Genomic DNA, 22,851 nt, shown 5'->3' on the forward strand with positions numbered 1-22,851 from the left:
TAACTAATTATGGAATATATTGACAAGTTACCATATTTTAACAAGGTTACTTTGGGGGTAGCCTTATCTAAGTCTGGCCAAAATTTGGATTATTGGATCAAAACAAGGCTAAAGAGTGGGGAAATAATTGCCTTTAAAAAGGGGTTGTTTGTATCTAAAATGTATTTAGCTAGAATTGAAGAAAGTACGGGGATATACGAAAAATATATTCAGTTTGTTGCAAACATTCTAAGATACCCTTCGTATATATCGCTTGAATATATGCTTAGTTTATATGGAATAATTCCTGAAGGTATTTATGTTATTACCTCAATTACAACAAAATCATCAAGACTTTTTACTAATAAACTTGGAAATTTTAGATATCAAAGTATAAAGAAAAACTTATTTACAGGATATAAATCATTAGATTACAGAGATAATCCTGTAAGAATTGCAACAAAAGCTAAAGCGTTATTTGATACAATTTATTTAAGAAGTTTTGGCAATTCAAGTTTAGAATATGAACTATCTGAGGGTTTAAGGTTAAACTTTGGAGTTTTCTCAAAAGAAGACATAGATGAATTTAAAAACTATGTCAATTTAAGTAAATCTGTTAAGATGAGAAAGGCGATTAAGATATTAAAATGGTAATTATAGAAGAATTAAAAAAGGTAGTAGAAAACAATAAAAGTAATCCCAATCCTGAATATAGAAGGAATATTTTAAAAGAAAGTTTACAAGTTTATATATTAAATTTTATATATACATCAAAATATAAAGATCTAATATTTACAGGAGGAACCTGTCTTAGGAAATTTTATGATCTACCCAGAATATCCGAAGATCTTGATTTTAATTATGAAAATGCAGATTTTAACTTCGATGATTTTCAAAATGATTTAAACAAATATCTTATAAAACAAGTTGGATTTAGTAACTTTAGCCTAAAATTTAATGGAAGAACTGTTTTGATTAAATTACCAATACTTAGAGAAGTTGGATTTGCTGGGTCAAATGATTCAGAGGTGCTATATTTAAAAATCGATTTTGCGCAGAGTAAAGGTGGAAACACAAATAGTAAGGCATACACCAAAAACGGATTTTCATTTATTGCAAAGTGTTATGATTTGGATACTCTTTTTGTTAATAAAGTCGATGCTTTTTTAAATAGGGTTTATAAGAGGGGCAATATCCAAAAAGTGAACTTCAAAGGAAGAGATGCGTTTGACATATATTGGATGTTCAATGATGGTAGAAAATTGGGGCTTGATCCTAAACTTCTTACTAAGAATTTGGTATCTAAAATATTAGATAAATCAAAGCAGATAAAGCCTGATGAATTATATTCTGATTTAAGTAATTTTTTTAGTGATCAAGCTTTTGCCAGACAATTTTGCGATAACTATTATGATCTACTGAAAAGTAGCATTAATAACCTTTGATTTGATATGAGATTCAGCACTTTGTGCTATAATATACCATCTCACTATGAAATTTCTCACATCTCTGGTATTGGCTTTGACTATCCTTTCTTCCTCTAGTAGTGTTTTGGCCCAAGGAACAACAATTTCACCATCACCTGAGGCTACTGCAATTGTATCACCTGAAGCTACTGAAATACCAAGAGTTGACATAACTCAGAAATCTGAAGAGGTAACAGGGCCATTAGAGACACTAATTAGGGATCAGAGAATAGGCAATGTTTGGCCATTTAATCCAATTAAGTATGCTATTAAAAATGCTGTAGAGTCGGGCGTACCTGCCAATACCATAGTTCTATTGTTATTACTACCAATTGTTGCAACGGTAATGGCCGCAACTCGCCAGATAATAGGTATCCGTGGTTTTGGTATATTTTTACCAGCTGCATTATCTATTGCCTTCGTGGCTATTGGTCCAATTTTAGGAATATTATTGTTTATGGCAATTGTTGTAATTTCTACAAGTGTTAGGCTAATTACCAGAAAATTGAAATTAAAACTTCAATATTTACCTAGAATGGCACTTATTTTATGGTTTGTGTCCTTTGGAATATTGGGAATCCTTTTTGCTTCTCCCTTGATTAATTATCCAGCCTTAAAAAATGTTTCTATTTTCCCCGTCCTTATCTTAACCCTCTTGACAGAGGACTTTACCAGAATTCAACTTGGAAAATCATTTAAGACTGCTATTAGACTAACTACTCAAACATTGTTTTTAGCAATTATTTCATACGTCTTTTTGACATATCAGCCATTTAGATCGTATGTATTATTAAATCCAGAAATTGTATTAATATCTACATTTTTGATAAATATCGTCTTGGGTAAATATGTTGGTTTGAGGTTTATGGAATACTTAAGATTTCAAAAACTTATTAGTTCAAAATGAGATACAATCTACGATCATGAAAGCATCTGCACTTCTTGGTTTAAATTCTAGGTCTGTACTTTTTACTGGCAGATATAACAGTAGAAAAGCAAAGAGAATTGCTGACTCAAAACTTGCAACTAATAGGGTACTAAGGTTGGCTAAAGTTGCAAAACCGACTGTTTATGCAAAATTTAACAATCAAAATAGAGTATATGAATTTGACTGGAACAGTTTGCCTGATAAATTTGCACTAAAACCTTCACGAGGTTTGGGCGGTGACGGAATAATCGTTATCAAGAGAAGATTAAAAAATGGTAATTTTCTGACAACTAGCAGGGAAGTCAAAACAATTGAAGATTTAAAACTCCATACCTTGGATATCTTAGAAGGAGCCTATTCAATGGGCAATGAGCCTGACACTGCCTTTGTTCAGGAGTTTGTGGGTAGGCATTCTGCATTTAAAAAAATAGCGTATAGAGGAACACCTGATATCAGGGTTATTGTTTTTAATATGATTCCTGTAATGGCGATGTTAAGGCTTCCCACTAAAGAGTCCGGAGGAAGGGCAAATTTGCATCAGGGGGCTCTGGGGGTCGGAGTTGACATCGCGTCAGGTATTACTACAAAAGCAATTGTTAATAATAGAGAAATAATTTACAAGCCAAACAGTAATAAAAAATTAAGAGGAATCAAGGTCCCATATTGGAATAAGATATTGGATACTGCAGTTAGGGCACAGGTTGCCTCAGGCTTGGGTTATGCTGGTGTTGATATTGTACTTCACCCAGAAAAAGGCCCAATGGTTATTGAATTAAATGCTCAGCCAGGGCTATCTATCCAGCTTGCTAATATGGAGGGGTTAAAAAAGCGTTTGGATAGAGTTGATGATATAACTGTATTATCAGCAGAACACGGTGTAAAAATAGCAAAAGCATTGTTTGCTAGCAAGTTTGTTAAAAGAGTTAAAAATATTGATGATGTAGATACAATTAAGGCAGTCGAGGAAATAAAATTACTTGATGTAAATGGCAGGGGAATTAAAATCTTAGCAAAAATAGATACGGGTGCGTGGTCATCAGCAATTGACATAAGTTTGGCTAGACGTTTAGGATTACTTAAGAAAAACAGAATTATTGCAACAAGAAAGAAATTAAGTGCTTTAGGCGAAGATGAAAGGCCTGTTATAGCTTTGACCTTTTACCTTGCTGGACGTAAAATAGCAACAAAAGTTACGGTAGCAGACAGAAAAATCTTAAGATATCAGGTTTTAATTGGTAGAACAGACCTGCAAGGCTTTTTAGTAAGCCCTGATATTGAACGTGATAAACTAGTAAAGGCAAAGTGGTAATCTATATAAAAATAAAATGATAAATTTAAACGAAATACTAATCTTAACTTCAGGAAATATAACAAAGCTTGAGGGGTTTGGGGATAAGGGTGTTATGCTGGGAACTTTTAAGGAGATTAACTATGACAGTAACTCAAATGAGTTGAAATTAAACGACACAGACTTAAAAAATTATAAAGTAATTTATTTTAGAATGGTTGGAAAAAGTCTAGAGGTTGCAACATTAGTTAGTAATTATGCAAGTGAAAATGGTATAAAAGTTGTAGACGTTATGTATGAAAAAACCCGTCTTATGCCTATTTCTTTAGGTAAGTCCCTAGAAATGAGAAAACTGTATCAATCAGGGATTACTATTCCAAGAACTGTATTTGGTGATTTTTCTAAACTTAAATTTCCATATGTTGTTAAATCAACATCTGGTCAAAAAGCAAGAGAAGTATGGCTTGTTAATAATCAGGAGGAACTGGAATTGTTAAATCAAAAGTTAGATAAACAGAAACTATATTTTGCCCAAGAGTTGGTCCCAAATGCAGAAAGAATTAGGGTTTTGGTGATTGGGGATAGGGCAATAGGAGCTATAAAAAGACAGACTAAATGGAATAAAAGTCAGACAAAAGAAACCCTTGACCCTATACCAGATGAAATAGCAAGGCTTGCAGTGGACTCAGCCAAAGCAGTGGAACTTGAGATATCAGGAATTGACATCCTAGTTAATAGTCAGACAAATGAAATGTGTGTAATTGAAGCAAACGCTGCCCCAGCTTGGAAACTAATTAATAAATACTGTAATGCGTCAGTTGAAGATGAAATCATTAAATATTTACAAACAAAAATTTAAAGAGTTTGGTGTTAGCCCACAAGCCCTTCAATGGAAATCAAAAGGAGCTGCTCATCAACGCTTCAGACAGTTTTGGGCGGAGATAGATTTTGATAACAAAAATGTTCTTGATGTGGGTTGTGGTTTCGGAGAAATGGGCAATTTCTTAACAAAAAGGTACAAAAACGTTAAGTATAAAGGCATTGATATTATGCCAGAATTTATAGAAAACGGAAAGAAAATTTACCCTGAGCTAGACCTCGAAACGGTCGATTACTTTTCACGACCTTTACCCGTAAGTTATAGTGCCACAAGGTATGATACTGTAATTTGTTCTGGTGCATTAAATTCTAATTTTGGAACAAAAGAAGAAAACTTAGAATTTAGAAAAAAGGCAATAAAGACAATGTTTGATCATACGTCAAATGTTTTAGCTTTTAATATGTTAGGTAGCCATCCAGCAACACAAAACAAAGACGTCAGTAATATTTGGTATACAGATAGCTTAGAAATATTGAAATATTGTATGACATTAACTAGGCGAGTAATACTTCGCCATCACTATCATCCAACCGACTTTACAATATTTCTTTACAAAGTGAAAGAAAAGTAAATGTTAGATCTTTTAATTTTTACACAATATCCAAAGACATATGGGCCAAAGAGACTTTACGAAGAAGCTTTAAAACTTGGACTAAATTGTAAAATAAAATCATATAGCAATACTGATTTAAATGATTTGCCTGAGGCTAAATATGTAATTTTCAGAGAACCTACATCTTCTAAAAATATATACGATTTCAGAGACAAACTTTTAAATACCTATATTTCTCATAATTCAAAAATATTAAATTGTAAGTCATATCTTGCTTGGTCAATACTTGACAAAAAAACGCAAGAGACTGAATTTAAGAAGGGAAATATACCTACTATCTCTGAAGTTGATCCAACAATTGCCAAGTATCCATTCATTGCAAAAAGTAAGTTGGGTAGTCACGGTAGCCATGTTTTTAAAATTGAGAATAAAGATGATTTAGACAAGGTATTATTAAAGCACAAAGCAGAAGACCTGCTTTGTCAAGAATTTCAAACTTCCGGTTTTGATTTGCGAGCCATTGTATTAGGTGACAGGGTACTAGGGATTATGAAAAGAACACCCAAGAAGGGGGAGTTCTTGTCCAACTTTTCTCAAGGTGGGGAAGTCGAAAAGTTTAAAGTAAATGACATTGAGAGAATAAATATAGAACAAATAGCCATAAAAACTGCAAAACATTTTGAGCTTGAATTTGTTGGAGTAGATTTGATGATGGGGAACTCGGGAGAATGGAAAGTTTTAGAAGTAAATCGTGCCTGCCAATTTAAGGGTTTTGAGCGTGCATTAGGCACAAATGTTGCTTTGAGTATACTTAATTACCTCATCAATTAGCATTCAACCGTGATATACTACAGGGTATGCTGAAGAAAGTATTGATTTTGGTTGATTCTATTGGGCCAAGTAAAAAAAAGCTTAACCGCTATTTAAATTCAAATTCTAAAAATAAATATCGTTCATTTTTGTTTTCATTTAAAGATTTGTATTTTGATATAAATCCTAAAAAAGTTAAATTAAAGGTAAAGGATATTGATATAACAAAATTTGATTTAGTATTTGTGAGGCGTGCAGGTAAATATGTCAGGTTTATGGGAGCCATATCAAAATACCTTGATTACAAGAAGATTGAGTTTGTAGATCCTGCATTTCGTGAAATTGGTATGAGTATGGATAAGGCCTCAAGTGCCCTCAGAATGGCGATTAGAAAGATACCTGTACCTCACACCGTTTTTTGTTTTAAAGAGAATGTCATAAATTGCAGAAAAAGAATAATTAAGTCGTTGGGATTTCCAATAATTGCAAAAGCAATATTGTCACAAAGAAACCAAAATATATACATCTTGAGAGATGAGAAAGATTTTGAAAAATTACTGAGTAAGTCAAACAAAGAATTTATATTTCAAAAATATATAGATATAGAGAAAGAATACAGGTTTTTGATATTGGGTGAAAAAGTTTGCGTACTAGAGCAAAAGTTTAAAAGAAATTATGAAAACTTAAAAGTTGAGTACCAAGACCTGACAGGACCATCTGTTTTCCTAGAATTAGATTGTGCGACGCAGAATGCAAATAAGATAGCATTAAAGTCTGCAACTATTTTAGGGTTAGATATCGCAGGTGTTGATTTGGCAATTGAGAAAAGTACAAGGAAGATTTATATAATTGAGGTTAACAAAGGACCGGGAATTGAACCAAATGCAAAAACTTCACCAGAGCTTAAGGCATTTTCAGACTATATCCTCTCTCGCATATCTTAAACCACTAAAAAGAATACACAAAAAACCGCCCTTTCGAGCGGAATTTGTTTTTTAAGTAATTTTGTTTACATTACTTTAATGTGGAACTTAATTACTTACAGTGAAACCGAAATTTTATTTCAGCTCAACTGTTGCGCCAGCTGCTTTTAATTTCTCACTTGCTGACTTAACATCTTCTGCTTTTGCGTCTTTTAAGACTTCAAAAGGAAGAGTTTCAGTTGCTGCTTTGGCTTCTTGTAGTCCTAAAGCTTGATTGATTTCGCGTAGTGCTTTAATAACTGCAATTTTATTGTCTCCTGTTGCAGCCAAAACTACTGTTTGGTTACCACCTTCTGCTGCTGCGGCTGGTGCATCACCTGCTGGTGCTGCGACTGGAGCTGCTGCTGCAACTGGCATAGCTGATACTCCAAGTTTGTCTTGGAGTGCTGTTACCAACTCTGAAAGTTCGAGTACTGAAAGTTTACTAATTTCCTCGACTAATTTTTCTACCGTTTTATTTGCTTTTTCTTCTGTCATTCGTACTCACCTCATTTCTTTAAAAATTTATTTTTATTTAGCCTTTTGGCTTAAAATATATACTAACTTTTGTAAATTTCCTTGTAGTGTTCCTACCAATCCATACATTGGTGATGAAAGTGACCCAACAACTTGAGCGTATAATGTTTCTTTTGATGGTAGCGTCGAAATTTTTAATAGTGCTTCTTTGTCTTGATATTTACCTTCAACTATACCAACTTTAAAATTTGGAATTTGATTTTCTTTAACAAACTTACCCAAAGCTTGAATTGGGGCCACTGCATCGCCCTCCGTTAAAATTATGGCTGTTTGACCTGACAATATTTCATCGTTTAAAGCTTCTTCAGGAAGCCCAGCTTCTTTACCTGCAATCTTAATTAAAGTATTTTTAACAACTGTCATATCTGAACCGACAGCTTTTAATTCAGCCTTTAATTTTTGTTGAAGAGTAACAGACAAACCTTGATAGTTAACAAACACAACAGAAGTTGCACTCTTTAATTTTGGAGATAAACTACCAACTAAATCTTTTTTAGCCTGTAAGGCCAAGCTTTGCTTATTTTGCTTATTCATATTCCTCGACAAGACTTGTATTTAAAAACTCTTTTAAAATGCTTGTTTTCTTGGGACAAATTGTATTATATGATAACGAATCGAAAGAATCAAGCGGTATTGGACTTGTTTAGACGTCAATCAGAGTATGATTATTTTTTAGGAAACTTCACACTTGTTTCTTCAACGACCCTTTTTTGGTTTCCGAAAGATTTTCCAGCGCTGGTTTGAGTGACAGTTTTAAACGGGGGTGTGTTTGCAAGCTTAAGTTTTTTTTGTGCTTCTATCCATTTTTCTCTGTCTTGTGGAGATAGGCTTGGGTCTGGCGGTAATCCTTCCATGCATCTATTAGAACATTATAGTTTGTAGATGTCAATTATTATATTTGAATCTTCACACTTGGACTCATTGTGGATTTAACAAATGCACGAATTATAGATTTTGATTCTCCTAGTGCTGTTATAATGCATTCTGCGTTTTTAACTAATTCCTCTTCCTTTTGAGAAACTTTTCCAAAAGATGTGTGAATTAATGGTTGTTCTCTTTCAGTTTTAACAGTAATTAAATTACCTTTAAATTTTTCAGCATCACTGTCCTTTTTAATGACTGTTCCATTTTTTGGATTTGGCATTAAGCCACGTGGCCCCAAAAGTCTTGCATAGATAGCTAGTTTTGGCATCATCTCTGCTGTGGCTAAAAGTAAATCAAAATCAATTTTACCAGTCTTTAGTTTTTCTAAAGTTTTTTCAGTTGCTATTTCAACTTTCTTTTGTTTTCCTGTTGAAAAAGGTAGGGTAACTTGTGCTGAAGTTCCTTGTCTTTTAACAATTAAGTGTAGTTCCATTGTTCCATCAAACTTTGAGTAAGATGACTCTTTTACCATTTTAATTGCATCACTTAGTTTATAAAGAGTGGTGCTTGAAATGTTTTCTTTAGACTTCAAGTATTTTTTACCTCTGGTGTGAGTTACAACCTTTTTAAGAGTGGCTTCAGGGTGGCTTTCAGAATGCACAGTAGATGCTTTTTTTGCTTTTTTCTCAGCATATTTTTCAGCAGAAGTTTTGGTTTCTTCAACCATTCCTTCTACTACTGTTGTTTTCATTTTCCCCATTTTAATTGTCCACCCCTTCTACTTTGATTCCCATTGATCTTGCAGTTCCTGCAACAATCCTAACTCCCATATCAACGTTGTCTGTATTCAAGTCGTCCATTTTATCTTTTGCAATTTCCTCAGCCTGTACCTTTGAAAGTGTGGCGTGTACCGCTCTTCCTGCAGTTCCAGATCCCTTTTCAAGACCTAGTTTCTTTTTAATCATGTCTGCAACTGGTGCCTTTTTAATAATAAAGGTAAATGTTCTATCTTCAAAAATTGTGATGACTGCTGGAACTACTTCACCCTTCATGTCTTTAGTTTTGTCATTATATGCTTTGACAAAATCCATAATAGCTACACCGTGTTGACCTAGTGCTGTTCCAACTGGAGGTGCAGGAGTGGCTTCACCACCCTTTAAATTAATTTTAACTATTGTTTTTACTTTTGCCATATATTTATTAGATACTAGATTTAAAATTTTTTTAGATAAACAAGGGGAAACAGTTTTTAAAGAAGTTTCGACTTGTTTAGTCTCCCACAAATTAACGTGGTGCAATTATTGTATCATTGTAGTAATATTATTTCAATATGGCAGAAGGCGGTAACTCAAACAATGAAAATTCTGCAACTAAAAATGATTGGGTTATTCCTATTGCAAGAGGTCTTGATTTGAAAAAAGAAAAACATTGGGCAATAGTAGCTTTATACGACTTATTTGGCTGGAGAACTACTAAAAACAAAGAAGGTTTGTATGATATAGATCAAGAAGTGATTGGTCCAACAGACCCTGAATCAAATGAGCAGTAATTTTTTTTAGATTAAATTTTTGCTATTTGTAAGAAGTCTAGTTCTACTGGAGTTTCTCTTCCAAAGATTGAGACCAAAACTTTTACTTTTCCTTTTTCCTCATCTATCTCGTGGATTGTGCCTAAAAAGTCAGAAAATGGACCGTCTGTAATTTTAACAGCCTCTCCACTTACAAACTTTGTTTTATATCTTGGAGCAGGGGAACTTACGAACTTTTGAATATTTTTAACTTCAATTTCAGATAAAGGTGTTGGTTTGTTTCCAGCACCTACAAATCCTGTGATACCTGCAGTTGTCCTGACAGCCAACCAAGTTTCGTCATCTAAAATCATTTTAACTAATAGGTATCCTGGGAATATCTTTTCCTTTATTTGTGTTTTTTTACCACCCCTAATTATAATTTTATCTTGTGTTGGAACCAACATCTCAAAGATAGTAGTCTTTAGGTTCATTGTTTCCACCCTTTGTCTTAAGGTTTCCATAACACGGACTTCATGGCCTGAAGAAGTGTGAACCACATACCATTTAGCTTTTGGATCCTCTGTTTGATTAATAATCATATGACCTGGAATTTTTTTATTTCCAGTTCCTTTTTCTGAAATTTGTGCAGATTGTGTATTATCCATATTTTTTTACTTTTTAATAGTTTAAAGTGACAATAAATAGTCCAAGGTCTTTGTAAGCGAAAAGTCAATTAAACCTACAAAAGAAGCTACTATTATTGATAGCACTATAACTAAACTTAGGTAGTTTATCACGACTTCGCGTTTTGGCCAAGTAACTTTTTCAAGTTCTTGTTTAACCTCGACAAGAAAGTTGGCGATTCTCTTCATTTAATAATTCCTTTTCTTTTCAAGCATACGATTAAATTCAATCTTGTACTTTTTCTCTTTTCTTTTTTCAGAAGGCTTTTTAAACCTTTCTCGGTCACGAAGTTCCAGCAAAAGACCCGACATTAAAGTCTTCTTTCGAAATCGTGCCAATAAGGCGTCGTCTGACTCTCCCTTTTTCTTTGTTACTACAAACATATTTAAAAAAATCGCCTCCTTTCACCCTTAACATTAGAATGATTATAACATAACAATGTTGAAGTTCATAACATAACAATGTTGAAGTTCATAACATAACAATGTTGAGGTTCATAACATAACAATGTTGAAGTTCATAACATAACAATGTTGAAGTTCATAACATTTAATTTTAGATATTCGTAGGTGGTACTATATTGGAGTGGTTGTTTTTGTGGTTACTCCCGACTGTTAGATATATAGACAAAATAACTATTAAAACAAAAAGTCCAAACAAATAAAGAGCATATTCTGCAAAAAACCGATTTTGGTATTCATCTTCTTGCTTCTCAGTTTGTGTTTCAGCAATTGGTTCGATGCTAGGTGTTGGATTTTTTGTTACTTGAGGAGTTGCACTTACAGTTGCAATGGGTGTTTGGCTGGGTTTTGTTGTTGATGATGGTGATATTGTTGCCTTTGCTGTAGTTGTTGGTGAGCTACAAACACAATCTGTTTTTTCTGCACAAATTGGATTTCTACAAAAACCTTCATGACAAAAGAGGTTGGCCTGACAGTTATAGTTACTACCACAAGTACCACCACAAAAATTTGGTTCACCTTGGGCCCTTTTGTTTAGATTGAAGTTTACATTTAAGGCTGTCCAAACAAAAAGTGGGAGTGCAATTACTGTTGCAAAAAACAGCCCAGTCAAAAGAGAATTTTTTGCAGTAGGTGGGAGGTTTTTATAGTTAAATGAAGTGGACATATATACATATTAGAAATATGCCACCAGAATGTCAATTGTGAAACACAATTGTATTGTGATATTATATTGTCAATGGCAAATCAAAAGGTGTTAATTACTGGAATTACAGGACAAGATGGCTCGTACTTAGCAGAATTTTTATTAAAAAAAGGATATGAAGTGTCAGGAATAGTTAGAAAAACTTCTCATGAAGACTATGCCAATATTGGTCATCTCCAAGACGACCTAAAGTTATACCAGGGAGACCTACTTGATCCAGTTTCTTTAAGAGAAATAATACAGAAAGTAGAGCCAGATGAAGTGTACAATTTAGCATCTCAAAGCCATCCATCAGAAAGCTTTAAACAGCCAATTCACACTGCAGAGATTACAGGAATTGGAGCACATAGGGTTTTGGATGCAACTTTGGATGTTAACCCAAAGACGAAGTTCTATCAGGCTTCAAGTTCTGAAATGTTTGGATGGGTAAGAGAGATTCCACAGACAGAGGAAACTCCATTTAATCCCGCTAATCCATATGCTGCGGCTAAGTTATATGCATTTGCAATGACAAAAATTTATAGGGAAAGTTATAAAATGTTTGCAACAAATGGAATTTTGTTTAATCACGAATCCCCTAGGCGTCATTTAGGCTTTGTAACCCAAAAAGTAACATATGCAGCAGCTTGTGCCAAGTTAGATATTAAAAATTCAATTCATTTAAATGAAGAAGGGGAACCAATTGTTAGAAATAGAAAAGTATTTTTGGGAAATTTAGAGGCTAAGAGAGATTGGGGATTTGCAGGTGACTATGTAGAAGGTATGTGGATGATTATGCAGGCTACTAAACCTGATGACTTTGTACTAGCAACAGGGGAAACTCATTCAATACAAGAGTTGTGTGAAGAAGCATATCAGTATGTAGGTTTAAACTGGAAAGATTTTGTAGAAGTTGATAAAAGATTTATAAGACCAACAGAAACAGGTCCATTAATAGGGAATCCAAGTAAAGCAAAAAAAATTTTAGGTTGGGAGCCAAAAACAAAATTTAAGGAGTTGGTCAAAATAATGGTAGATGCCCACCTTGCAAGGTTGAAATAATTTGAAGCTTCAAAAAAAGCGTAGTTCTGGATCAGGAATGTCTTTTAAAAAATTAAGTTATGCTTTTGCAATTACTGCATATTTAATTTTTTAAATCTAACTACATTCCTGACCCGTAGATCAATTACCGGATTTTCCTCTTTTTTTTCTTGTTTTTATCTTTCCCCTTGTCTTTCTTGTTTTCAAAAGTGTTCATGGAATAAGTCTCCTTTCTATTTAGTTTTGGAGAAATTAGTTCATGTCAGCCACAAGTTCTTGGATGACTTTGTGGTCGATGCCCATCCGGGTGAGCGCGTCTTTGAGATGACGCTGGAGTCTGGTTACATAATAACCTGCTACACCTTGTGGCGTGCATTTTGTAGCGGGTTCATTGTACAGATTCCATTGGCTCTGCAGGTCATTCCGAATGTAGGTACGGAATGTTGTGGTAGCACCATCTGTTGTTGCCTCGATCCTGACTTCACCTGCACCAGACTGAACTATCACTTTGTCACTCATTTTGTTGTCTCCTTGTCAAAGAATTTTCTCATAGCTGAATGCTATGGGATGGTTGAGTATAACAATTTTTAAGTAAATGTCAAAAGTTTTCCAGTTAGTTCCTCACCGTTTAATTCTTTCCATTTTTCAAGGAGTTTATCTTTTACAAATTTTTTATATTTTTCATCAGTCTTGCTATATTTTCTTTCCCAAGCTTTTTCTGATGCGTATAGAAAAGATTCAGACTCAGCTGTTTGAGGATTGTCTAAAATACTTTCAGTACTTCCAAGGTATTTATCTGGGTCTTTTCCATCAAAAGTAAAAGAAATTACTACAGTTAGTTCCTCAAATATTTGATTACTCGAAGGGACAACGATATATTGGAATGAAGCACTATCCAATATTTCAGAACGGGCAGTTGTAGCTCTCTCACCAATTGCCACAATTATATTGTAACACATGACAGAAGTCGGAGAAGGGGGATTTTTTGGAATCCTTTTTATTCTCTGACTTCTGTCAAGTTGCGGTTAGCAGCCGCGTTCTTGTGAACGGGCAATGTCGATTGCAACGAGGTATTCATCGTTGCTACCGTGCTCATTGCGCACTTTTGTTTCCAGTTCATCAAGGCTGATCGCTTCTGCAACTAATTTTTTCCCAACCTTAAGCCTGTAACAAGACTGGAACTTGTGAACTCTTATATCAGCGGACATTTTAAACTCCTTTTGTTGGAATACTCAAAGCAATTTTGAGTTAGGGATATTATACTATAGGTAAATGACCATTTGCAAGTTTAACTGGGATTTAGTAGTTGGGTGTTTTTCCTTCTTTGCACCAATCTATGATTTAGCTCGAAAATATTTTATATCAAATTTTTAAGCGAGCAACAAGGGAGGGGTTAAAGGGGAAGGAATTGTTGCGAAGCTTCGTGTTTCCTCGCTCAGCCACTTCGTGGCTTCGCTAACACACCTGCAAAGCTCGAAGCTTTGCGCTCACCCCACTTCGTGGGGTTCGCTAACCCAATTGAAAGGAAAAGGGGTTTTGTAGTCAGTCGCTTGCGAGCGCCTGACGAAAGTGCCCTTGCGGTATACCGTAAGCACCTTTACAAAATCCGCAATCGTGTCGTATTATAGGGCATATTGCGGAGTTGCGGTACTGCGGTTGCCGTTGCGGTCACCGCAAGTCCACATATGAACACAAAAACTAATCCAAACCTATTTTTAAAAGATTTCTAATGTATCATTTCAGTCACAATCTGTCCAACAGGGACAGCTAAACCAAGTGCTGAAAACAGAACAAGGTGCTTGCGCACAGCACTTGGTTAGAAGACAGGACAACAGAACCATTGCTCCTGAAATATTCCCTTAACAGGGAATCCTGCCCAGCACAAAGCACCCCAAAGCTACAGGGGTGATGGCTTACGCCATGTGCTAGGCAGGAGAACAAAAACACACCAGCACATACTATTTTTGGTGTTATAATCTTAATGTTATGTTTTTACAGAAATCAAAGGAGAATGCATTTATACTAGCAGTTATTGCTGCTTTTTGTGGTGGTTCAATAGTTGTTGCGGCTAAAATTGCACTAGAAGTTTTTCAACCATTTACAATAGTTTTTATTAGATTTCTATCTGCTACATTATTTTTAATTCCATTAATTGTTAGGGCAAAAGAATTCAAAGTTTCTACAATCAAAAAGTTTATACCAATTGGAATAGTTGGAGCATTAAATCCAATACTTTTATTTATAGCTTTACAATACACCAAGGCTTCAGTTTCACCATTAATATATGCAAGTGTTCCTGCAATGACCGCTGTTTATGTTTATTTGGTTAGAAAAGAAAAAATAAGTAAACAAAGTATATTTGGAATAATTATTGGTTTCATAGGAGTTGCACTTATTATTCTTCTCCCACTTATTGAAAAGGGTGTTCCACTAGTTGCATTGAAAGGAAATATCTTAATTTTTGGGGCAGCCATAGCCTTTATGTATTACGGAATAATGAGCAAGAAACATCAGAATGAGATGAACGCATCTCCAATTGTATTAACCTTTTATTTTGCTTTGGTAACTTTATTTTTGAGTATACCGTTTGCAATTAATGAAGTTAGAAACGGATTTCTTGGAACGGTTGAGTTAAAACATATATTGGCTGGGATTTATACAGGAGTTGTAGGAACAGGAATATTTTATCTTGCTTACCAATATGCTTTAAAGCTTGGATCAGAAATTGCAGCAAATTTATTTACATATTTACAACCAATAGCAACAATTTTACTTGCCTCACTCTTTTTAGGAGAGAGAATAACGATACCTTTTGTTATCGGTGGTTTGTTGGCAGTAATTGGAGCCAAGATTGCTTCGAAAAAATAATATATATTGCTTCTTAATTTCCACAGGTCTAATATTTAAATATACCCTCATGGAAGAAGATGTTTTAAGTCAGATTAAAAGTGAGAATGCAAAGAAACAAACAAGAAGTAGCAGTGGTAAGTTTGTTGCAAAAGATGATCCAACAAAACTTCCTCCAATCTCAGTATCAGTTAATAATCCAACTTCAGTAAATACAACAACTCCACCTGATCTAGTTAATCTAAAAGTAACTAATCCACTTGTATATATTAAATACTGGTGGAAAAGAATAATGGCAAATGAAGGTATTGAAGTTAAGTTTAAAGCAAAACCACTAACTGTGTTTGGTGTTGCCTTAATTGGATTTACACTTCTCTTTGGTATTGGTGGAGTTGTTCTACCTATTTTCTTTCCTTGGATGAAGTTTAATAATTCTATAATCTCAACTCCAACAAATACCCCAACTCCAGAAATTTTAAAAGATACTGCACTTAAAGGAATACTAACAAAAACAAATACTAATCCTGTTAAATTCTATTTAATCACTACCTCAACAGAAGCAGTAACTTTAGAAATACCAGTTGGTTTTAATTTAAATACTCTAGTTGGAAAAAGGATCTTAGCTGTAGGTACATATGATTCAAAAAACAAAATACTTGAAGTTGAAGATATACAAGATTTAGAAGTACTTTCAACAACACCAGTACCAATACCAACAACAACTCCAACACCAAAACCAACTGAAACTCCTATTCCTACAATTGCTCCAACCATGGTTCCAACTGTAGAACCAACGATTGCACCAAGTGAAGATCCAATAAGTTTATAAACTTGCGTTTTTAAAGTCTCTATCCTATAATATACGTATGACAGATATTTTAACTTTCTCGCCTGGTCCAAAGGAGCTAATTGAAAAAGCTTCAAATAGACTGACACAAGAAAATGCTGATAAATTTGCCGTAGACAAACCGTTAAATGATGATTTTTTGATATCTTTTACGGCAAGGACACTTCTTGAATTTGACGATGGTGATCTTGAACTGAGGATATCCCTTACACAATACAAAAAAACTGGTGAATTAACACAAGAAATATTACTTCAGGAGCCACATGGTAAAAAGTTATATAGATTAGACATTAGCTCAAGTCCAAAAAAAGACGAAGAAAAATCAAGAATGACATCGTTAGCTAATGAAATGAGCGATAAAAAAGGGACTTCTGCTCTTTCAAAAATGCTTTCAGATACTTTTGGCACATCTGGTAATACAACTGTTTCGAGGATGGACAATTGGGCAGAAACTAACATTACTACAGATAGTGCAAGACAATTAATAGAAATTGGTACACCTAAGCTACCTGAAGATGCTCGAATAACATTGTTGGAATTTAGACAAAAAGTAGGCCAAAGTTTTCCACTTCTAAAGTGACATTTACACTGCAGAATTTAGAAGTTGATATACAGCCTGTCTTAATTCTTTATTTCCATACCCACTAACTGAATTTTCAGGTTTAGATTCTATTGCATCTGCAAACTTCATCATCTCATCAAGCTTGTTGTGTTTTTGTGCAAGTCTTAATTGTCTAACCGTTGCAAATACATGATTCCACTTAACATTTGATGTATTGATTGACTTTGTAATTCCAAGTTCTTTTGATTTTCCAAAAGCTATTGGATGATCTTTATCTGACGCTGTTAAATCAAGTGCTGATTCAACTGATTCATGTTCTAAAGCAAAATCAACTAAATCATCCGGGACTACATCAGTGCTTATCATTGGTAGCTTGTATTTGACAGCAATAATTGCTCCACAACCTTTAAGACCTTTACTGTATGTTGTCCAACCTGAAACTATTGGAAGTCTATGGAATCTACCTTTTATGTGTTCGTATGAACCAACAAATGCATCTTTTCTTCTTTGTTCCACTCTTTGTTCTAAATCATCAGGAAGTCTTAAGATTTCATCTATTTTTTGAATATTCATTATTTCACGAGTAGTACTTTCCATGTTAAATTAGTTTTTTAATTTCTTCTATCGAATTATCAACCCCTTGATATTTAACTGATTCAGTTGCAATTTGAAGTGCTTTTTTAATGCTTTGGTCAAGATCATTTGTTTTTATATATTCAGAAAGGAATACTCCTCTGAATATATCTCCTGATCCTGTAGCATCAACTGCGGTTATAGTTTCTGTTGGATAGTGCTTTGGTTCTTTATCAAAAACAACACAGCCATCAGTATCAAGAGTAATTATTGCAATACCATCTGTGAAGCTTTTTAATTTAGTAACAGCTTCTAATGCTTCATAAATAGTTGTTATTTTTATATCTAAAAGTAATTCTGCTTCTTGTCTATTAGGAACTACAAAATCTACAGTTTTAAGTTTTTCTTTATCAAACTCTTTTTGTTGATTTGGAAAATCTAAAAATACTTTTACATTATCTTTGTTTGCTCTTTCTATCATTTTATATATTTGATCTAACTTCATACTTGTTGCCATATATAAATATTCATAGCCTGAAAGGTTTTGAAGTTTTGATTCATCAAAAAAGTTAATTGCGTTAAGATTAAGAACAATTGCAGACTGACCATCTTTATCAGTTAATACTAAAACTTCTGCAGTTGGAGATTCAGAAGTAGTGTATACAAGTTTGGTATCAATACCATATTTTTCTAAATCTGAAATTGCTTGTTTTCCATTGTTATCATTTCCAACAACACCAAACATTGAAACAGAATTGCTAGAAGCCAAAACTCTACCTGCATTTATTATCTTGCTACTAGTTAATGTGTTTACAGAGTTAACAAAGCCAACCTCATTTGCGTGAGGTACACTATCCATTAAATATTGTTTCTCTGCACAAATTTCTCCTGCTAGTAATATCTTTGGCATATGATGTCTGAATTATAGCAAAACAAACCTTTATGAACTATAATGGGTTCACTGCCCTTAACTAAGGCGGTTTTTTTATGGAAACAATACTTAAATATAAAATCAAAACAGATTTCAGAAATCAAAAATCTGTAAAGACAGATAAAAGTAATTTTTTAGGTAGAGAAAAATTGATTAGAAGGTTTTCTAATATTGCTGAGAATAGAGTTTCTTCAACTGTATTGATTGGAGGTGCTAGAGGCATTGGTAAGACATCGTTTGTCAGAGAGGCTTTGTCTATGAACAACTCTTCAATTCCTAAAATTGTTATTCAAATTAGTTTGGCAGAAGTTGATCCAGAAGATAAAGATATTAGAAAAACAATTTTGAGCACATTAATTCGTGGATTATATTTTGAATTGAAAAATAAAAATAATGGAGATATTTTAAAGGATCCAGAGCTGTCAGATTCAATTGAGGATTTGTACGAAAAAACATATTATTCAGAGTTTGAGAAAAAAGACTTTGCTGAATTGGTTGCAAGTGTTAAGCAAAGTCAAGAACAAAAGAGTATTGATGAGAAGAAGTATCATTTTGAATTTGGTAGTGCGATAAAAACTTTGTTAAAGGCAACAATTGGAGCTTTGACAATAACTCCATTTCTTACAACAATATTAGTTTTGCAAATACCATTATGGGCGGCGATTACACTTTTCTTTTTAGGTCTTGCGTTCTTATTCTTAGTTTTATCAGTAGATGTGAACATTGTGCATTCAACAATATCAACTGAAGGAATAATGGAAAAGGTTGATTCAAAGTCACAAAAAACCGGTATTGCCAAGTTAGATATATCATCAAATACTTTAGAGATTGGTCTAAGACAAATATTACTTAATTTAAGTGATAAAAAGCAGAAAGTTATATTTGTTATTGACGAGTTAGACAAGTTAGATGGCGGCGATAGTCCAGATGTGAAACTTGAGGATCACTACATATATAAAGTAATCAAACCTCTAAAAAATCTATTTACCTTGTCAGGTGCTGTATTTGTGTTTATTGTAAGTAATAGCTTTTACTATGCGGTTACAAAAAAGAAAAAAATTGATCCGTATTCGACATTTCATACATTATTCACAGATCGAATATTTCTAGACCCGTTGTATTACAAAGATATCGAACGAATATTGGATAGCTACGTTGATGGTGAAATTGATAAAAGTTATAAAGACGATTATTTCAAATTCAGATACTATGTTAGTTGGTTAGCTAAAAATCATATTTTTGATCTTCATAATATTGTTGAAAATTTTATTGAATATGAAAATAAAAACACAACAGTACATTTATATAAAGGTAATAGTGAGGCAAATGGAAGCATAGAAGAAAGATGGGAAGTTGCTTCAGCATTGCAAGTTTTCTTATCTGCTACATTTGATGAAAAATCGTATCCTGCCGATAGTGAGATGAACGAGCAGTTGTACTTAACTTTACGTCAAGTTGCTGAAAAATTATATTCCGATTTTTACATTGAAGTTAGAGACAATAAATTTATAGATATACTATCTGAGAGCGAACAGAAGCAATTAAGACTTGATGTTCTTGATATCAAATCTAAAGAAGATATATCAGGTTCAATAGAAGATATGCTTTTGAGAATGGAAAGAGTGGATAAATATTGCTTGTTAGTATCAGGTCAGGAAGACGAAGATACTGTCGATGAGTCTAATCCAGAAGGTGAAAAGGAGAAGAAAAGCTATATTTATTTTTCGCTGGTTGATAATGACAAATTTCCAGTTATTGATGAGGTTAGAAAAACTAACGCAGTCACGACATACGAGGAGGAATTTATTAAAAAATACAATTTACTAGGTTCATCTAAATTAAATCTAGAAAATATTGATCTTCAGACATTTTCTGTTTACGATGGAGAATATAAAAAATTCAGCCAACTTGCGACTAAGATTATCAATAATAAACCTAGAAATGAACGGAAAAGCCTAGTCCTAGAGTACTCAAAACGTATTGAGGAAATACAAAACGCTTTATACGGCAACTCTATTGACGATTTATTGAGCAAACTAATGAAAGAGGACAGTGGGCTTACAAAATGGGATATCGGATCTGGCAAAACTGGAGTACCACTCTGGGATGCTGATGCTCCATTGTCAAAGTTTTATCAAGAATTGCATAATAATACTGATCTGGAATATGAATCTGACTATGTTATCATTCATGACGAAAGTCAAAATAGATACACAGTTCTTGGGTTTGGTTTGGATACAAAAATTCAAGACATATACAGTTCAGTAAATCGTTTTTATAGATTCAGAAGAACAGAAACAAGAGTTATAAATTTAACTGGCGTAAATACAAATAATAAAAATATTTGGAAAGTCGTAAATTCTAAAGATGATCTATCGCATCTAAAGGAATATGACAGAGAACTCAGAAGCAGATTTAATCTTTAACCTTTATTGAAAATTAGATATATAAGGTGTAAAAATAATTAATGTCGAATAACAAATTTGTTTTAGTCCCAGTTGATCTTCTTAAAAATTTAAGAGAATTATCCAAAGGCACAGAATATGAAGACGAAGTCAAAAAAGTTTTAGACTCAAGGGAAGCCATAGAAAATCATGATATTACAAAATTACCAAAGTCTGCAGTAGTTAAAAGAGTGATAGATGGAGACACTGTAGAGTTATTTAACGGTACTGTTCTTCGCTACACAGCAATTACAGCACCAGAAGATGGAGAATCATTTGCAGAAGAAGCTACTAAGTTAAACCAAGAATTAGTTGAAGGCAAAGAAATTAAACTTGAATATGACAACTACACCTCTGACAAATTTGGAAGAATTCTTGCATATCCAATCATAGACAACAAAAATATTTGTATTGAACTTGTTTCAAAAGGTATGGCTGAATTAGTTATTTACCAAAAAAGAAAGCCATTTATTCATCAAGTTCAATTATTAGAAGCACAAGAACAAGCAAAGAAAAACAAACAAGGAATTTGGAAGAACTGAACACAATTGGGTTAGCGAACCCCACGAAGTGGGGTGAGCGCAAAGCTTCGAGCTTTGCAGGTGTGTTAGCGAAGCCACGAAGTGGCTGAGCGAGGAAACACGAAGCTTCGCAACAATTCCTTCCCCTTTAACCCCTCCCTTGTTGCTCGCTTAAAAATTTGATATAAAATATTTTCGAGCTAAATCATAGATTGGTGCATACCCCCGACCTGTCGGGGTCGAGCGAAGCGAAGACCACGACTTTTGCCCATCCCCTCGGACAAAACAAAACATCAAAACAAACACAAATTGATATTATTTGATATCTTGATACGTATTATTTACGGGCGTATAAATAATATTGGTATGACCAATATTGTAAATGATCCTTCTCAAGATAGATATTTTATATACGCTCGCAAGTCTACGGATGTGGAAGATAAACAGGTTCAATCAATTGATGGACAACTTGAAGAGTTAAGGTTACTTGCCAAGAGAGAAAATCTGATTGTTGTAGATGAACTTATTGAAAAACAATCAGCTAAAATTCCCGGAAGACCTGTGTTCAATAAAATGCTTGATAGGATTGAGAAAGGTCAGGCTTCAGGGATTCTCTCTTGGCATCCAGATAGACTTGCTCGTAATTCTGTTGATGGAGGAAAAATAATCTTTTTTGTAGATACAGGAAAGATATCTGCCCTCAAATTTAACACCTTTTGGTTTGAACCCACTCCTCAGGGTAAATTTATGTTGTCAATTTCGTTTGGACAATCGAAATATTATGTGGATTCTTTAAGTGAAAATACTCGTCGTGGGTTACACCAAAAAGCTAGAAATGGATATTTCCCAGGAGTAGCGCCTTACGGTTATTTAAATGATTCTCGCAATAAAACGATTGTTGTAAATAAAAAAGTTGCTCCTGTTATTGCTAAGGCTTTCGAAATGTATTCTGAGGGAAATATCCAATTAAGTGATGTTGGTAGCTTTTTGGAAACGCAAAAGGTGTTAAATACACAAGGAAGGAGAATTAGAGACGATCGTGTTAGAAAGATACTAAAACAACCATTTTATTGTGGCTTGTTCGAGTATTGTGGAGAAGTGTATGAGGGCAGACATGATCCAATAATTTCAAAGAAACTTTTTGATAAAGTCCAAGATGTTCTAAAAATGAGAAATAAACAATGGAGCAAAGCTGTTGTTGAAAGAGTTCATAAACCTTATCTTGGACTTTTTAGGTGTGGTGAGTGTGGTATGGCTATAACAGGAGATATCAAAAATAAGTTTTATCCAATAAAAAATCGTCACGCTAGTTATTGTTATTATCGTTGTACTAAAAAGAATAAAAACATCTCCTGTAGCCAACCACACATCACTGAAAGTGATTTGGATAAATTACTCACCACACATATCAAAAAGTATTCTTTGAAAAAGATTTACGCAAATCAGATGCTTTCTAAACTAAAACAAGAGGAATCTGA

General features: G+C 33.8%; 28 protein-coding genes. 15 read left to right on the forward strand and 13 right to left on the reverse strand.

What is annotated here, in order from left to right; translation table 11 throughout:
* The first annotated feature begins 9 nt into the window (after positions 1–9).
* From QY322_04410 to QY322_04445, 8 genes are read left to right on the forward strand one after another with little or no spacing between them, the layout of a single operon-like run.
* The gene (locus QY322_04410) at positions 10–633 is read left to right on the forward strand and encodes a hypothetical protein (GenBank protein ID WKZ25593.1); all 624 of its coding nucleotides are present in this window, start codon (positions 10–12) and stop codon (positions 631–633) included.
* Positions 627–1,424, forward strand: a complete 798-nt coding sequence (locus QY322_04415) for a nucleotidyl transferase AbiEii/AbiGii toxin family protein (protein ID WKZ25594.1) — start codon at positions 627–629, stop codon at positions 1,422–1,424. Before QY322_04410 ends, QY322_04415 begins: the two co-directional genes overlap by 7 nt.
* A 46-nt stretch (positions 1,425–1,470) precedes the next feature.
* Positions 1,471–2,352: a 7TM domain-containing protein gene (locus tag QY322_04420; GenBank protein WKZ25595.1), complete on the forward strand. Its 882-nt coding sequence runs from the start codon at positions 1,471–1,473 to the stop codon at positions 2,350–2,352.
* Between the two features lie 16 nt (positions 2,353–2,368).
* Entirely contained in the window at positions 2,369–3,682 is a 1,314-nt protein-coding gene (locus tag QY322_04425) for a sugar-transfer associated ATP-grasp domain-containing protein (GenBank protein WKZ25596.1), read from the forward strand.
* A gap of 16 nt (positions 3,683–3,698) precedes the next feature.
* Positions 3,699–4,520, forward strand: coding sequence for an ATP-grasp domain-containing protein (locus QY322_04430; protein ID WKZ25597.1), 822 nt, complete (start codon positions 3,699–3,701; stop codon positions 4,518–4,520).
* Positions 4,486–5,112: a class I SAM-dependent methyltransferase gene (locus QY322_04435; GenBank protein ID WKZ25598.1), complete on the forward strand. Its 627-nt coding sequence runs from the start codon at positions 4,486–4,488 to the stop codon at positions 5,110–5,112. The genes QY322_04430 and QY322_04435 overlap by 35 nt, the downstream gene beginning before the upstream one ends.
* Positions 5,113–5,925, forward strand: a complete 813-nt coding sequence (locus QY322_04440; GenBank protein WKZ25599.1) for an ATP-grasp domain-containing protein — start codon at positions 5,113–5,115, stop codon at positions 5,923–5,925. It begins immediately after the preceding gene.
* Positions 5,926–5,951: 26 nt separating this feature from the next.
* On the forward strand, positions 5,952–6,848 hold the full coding sequence (locus tag QY322_04445) for a hypothetical protein (GenBank protein WKZ25600.1): 897 nt from the start codon (positions 5,952–5,954) through the stop codon (positions 6,846–6,848).
* Positions 6,849–6,962: 114 nt separating this feature from the next.
* On the opposite strand, the gene rplL is transcribed toward QY322_04445, so the two are convergent.
* The 5 genes from rplL to rplK form a co-directional block, all read right to left on the reverse strand.
* Positions 6,963–7,364 (reverse strand): 50S ribosomal protein L7/L12, encoded by a 402-nt coding sequence (rplL, locus tag QY322_04450; protein ID WKZ25601.1) that lies wholly within the window; start codon positions 7,362–7,364, stop codon positions 6,963–6,965.
* A 33-nt stretch (positions 7,365–7,397) separates the two neighbouring features.
* Positions 7,398–7,937, reverse strand: a complete 540-nt coding sequence (gene rplJ / locus QY322_04455; GenBank protein ID WKZ25602.1) for a 50S ribosomal protein L10 — start codon at positions 7,935–7,937, stop codon at positions 7,398–7,400.
* Between the two features lie 131 nt (positions 7,938–8,068).
* Positions 8,069–8,257, reverse strand: a complete 189-nt coding sequence (locus tag QY322_04460) for a hypothetical protein (GenBank protein WKZ25603.1) — start codon at positions 8,255–8,257, stop codon at positions 8,069–8,071.
* 38 nt (positions 8,258–8,295) lie between these two features.
* Positions 8,296–9,027, reverse strand: a complete 732-nt coding sequence (locus QY322_04465; GenBank protein ID WKZ25604.1) for a hypothetical protein — start codon at positions 9,025–9,027, stop codon at positions 8,296–8,298.
* 1 nt (position 9,028) lies between these two features.
* Complete coding sequence (gene rplK, locus QY322_04470; protein ID WKZ25605.1) at positions 9,029–9,460, reverse strand: 50S ribosomal protein L11; 432 nt, start codon at positions 9,458–9,460, stop codon at positions 9,029–9,031.
* A 137-nt stretch (positions 9,461–9,597) separates the two neighbouring features.
* On the opposite strand from rplK, the gene QY322_04475 reads away from it, so the two are divergent.
* The gene (locus QY322_04475) at positions 9,598–9,816 is read left to right on the forward strand and encodes a hypothetical protein (protein ID WKZ25606.1); all 219 of its coding nucleotides are present in this window, start codon (positions 9,598–9,600) and stop codon (positions 9,814–9,816) included.
* 11 nt (positions 9,817–9,827) lie between these two features.
* Here QY322_04475 and nusG read toward each other — a convergent pair whose 3' ends face one another.
* The 4 genes from nusG to QY322_04495 all read right to left on the reverse strand — a co-directional run bounded on the left by nusG (position 9,828) and on the right by QY322_04495 (position 11,589).
* Positions 9,828–10,442, reverse strand: a complete 615-nt coding sequence (gene nusG, locus QY322_04480) for a transcription termination/antitermination protein NusG (GenBank protein ID WKZ25607.1) — start codon at positions 10,440–10,442, stop codon at positions 9,828–9,830.
* A 21-nt stretch (positions 10,443–10,463) separates the two neighbouring features.
* Positions 10,464–10,649 carry a preprotein translocase subunit SecE gene (gene secE / locus QY322_04485; GenBank protein ID WKZ25608.1) on the reverse strand — a complete coding sequence of 62 codons (186 nt, stop codon included), beginning with the start codon at positions 10,647–10,649 and terminating at the stop codon, positions 10,464–10,466.
* Positions 10,650–10,844 (reverse strand): 30S ribosomal protein S21, encoded by a 195-nt coding sequence (rpsU, locus tag QY322_04490; GenBank protein WKZ25609.1) that lies wholly within the window; start codon positions 10,842–10,844, stop codon positions 10,650–10,652.
* A gap of 172 nt (positions 10,845–11,016) precedes the next feature.
* The gene (locus QY322_04495) at positions 11,017–11,589 is read right to left on the reverse strand and encodes a hypothetical protein (GenBank protein WKZ25610.1); all 573 of its coding nucleotides are present in this window, start codon (positions 11,587–11,589) and stop codon (positions 11,017–11,019) included.
* 72 nt (positions 11,590–11,661) lie between these two features.
* Between QY322_04495 and QY322_04500 the strand changes: the two genes are divergently transcribed.
* Complete coding sequence (locus QY322_04500; protein WKZ25611.1) at positions 11,662–12,669, forward strand: GDP-mannose 4,6-dehydratase; 1,008 nt, start codon at positions 11,662–11,664, stop codon at positions 12,667–12,669.
* 566 nt (positions 12,670–13,235) lie between these two features.
* Here the strand turns inward: QY322_04500 and QY322_04505 are convergent.
* Together QY322_04505 and QY322_04510 are read right to left on the reverse strand one after the other, a co-directional pair.
* Positions 13,236–13,589 (reverse strand): hypothetical protein, encoded by a 354-nt coding sequence (locus tag QY322_04505; protein ID WKZ25612.1) that lies wholly within the window; start codon positions 13,587–13,589, stop codon positions 13,236–13,238.
* Positions 13,590–13,673: 84 nt separating this feature from the next.
* Entirely contained in the window at positions 13,674–13,856 is a 183-nt protein-coding gene (locus QY322_04510; GenBank protein WKZ25613.1) for a hypothetical protein, read from the reverse strand.
* 778 nt (positions 13,857–14,634) lie between these two features.
* Here QY322_04510 and QY322_04515 point away from each other — a divergent pair.
* From QY322_04515 to QY322_04525, 3 genes are read left to right on the forward strand one after another with little or no spacing between them, the layout of a single operon-like run.
* On the forward strand, positions 14,635–15,516 hold the full coding sequence (locus QY322_04515) for a DMT family transporter (GenBank protein WKZ25614.1): 882 nt from the start codon (positions 14,635–14,637) through the stop codon (positions 15,514–15,516).
* 49 nt (positions 15,517–15,565) lie between these two features.
* Positions 15,566–16,324: a hypothetical protein gene (locus tag QY322_04520; protein ID WKZ25615.1), complete on the forward strand. Its 759-nt coding sequence runs from the start codon at positions 15,566–15,568 to the stop codon at positions 16,322–16,324.
* Between the two features lie 37 nt (positions 16,325–16,361).
* A complete protein-coding gene (locus QY322_04525; protein ID WKZ25616.1) occupies positions 16,362–16,922 on the forward strand; it encodes a hypothetical protein in 561 nt (186 codons plus the stop codon).
* Between the two features lie 3 nt (positions 16,923–16,925).
* On the opposite strand, the gene QY322_04530 is transcribed toward QY322_04525, so the two are convergent.
* Together QY322_04530 and QY322_04535 are read right to left on the reverse strand one after the other, a co-directional pair.
* On the reverse strand, positions 16,926–17,501 hold the full coding sequence (locus QY322_04530) for a hypothetical protein (GenBank protein WKZ25617.1): 576 nt from the start codon (positions 17,499–17,501) through the stop codon (positions 16,926–16,928).
* Between the two features lies 1 nt (position 17,502).
* Complete coding sequence (locus tag QY322_04535; protein ID WKZ25618.1) at positions 17,503–18,387, reverse strand: PfkB family carbohydrate kinase; 885 nt, start codon at positions 18,385–18,387, stop codon at positions 17,503–17,505.
* A 77-nt stretch (positions 18,388–18,464) separates the two neighbouring features.
* On the opposite strand from QY322_04535, the gene QY322_04540 reads away from it, so the two are divergent.
* Together QY322_04540 and QY322_04545 are read left to right on the forward strand one after the other, a co-directional pair.
* A complete protein-coding gene (locus tag QY322_04540; GenBank protein ID WKZ25619.1) occupies positions 18,465–20,834 on the forward strand; it encodes an ATP-binding protein in 2,370 nt (789 codons plus the stop codon).
* A gap of 41 nt (positions 20,835–20,875) precedes the next feature.
* Complete coding sequence (locus tag QY322_04545) at positions 20,876–21,394, forward strand: thermonuclease family protein (protein ID WKZ25620.1); 519 nt, start codon at positions 20,876–20,878, stop codon at positions 21,392–21,394.
* The last annotated feature ends 1,457 nt before the right edge of the window (positions 21,395–22,851 follow it).

This window comes from bacterium (assembly GCA_030583725.1).
Lineage (GTDB): Bacteria > Patescibacteriota > Microgenomatia > UBA8517 > UBA8517 > JAUYMM01.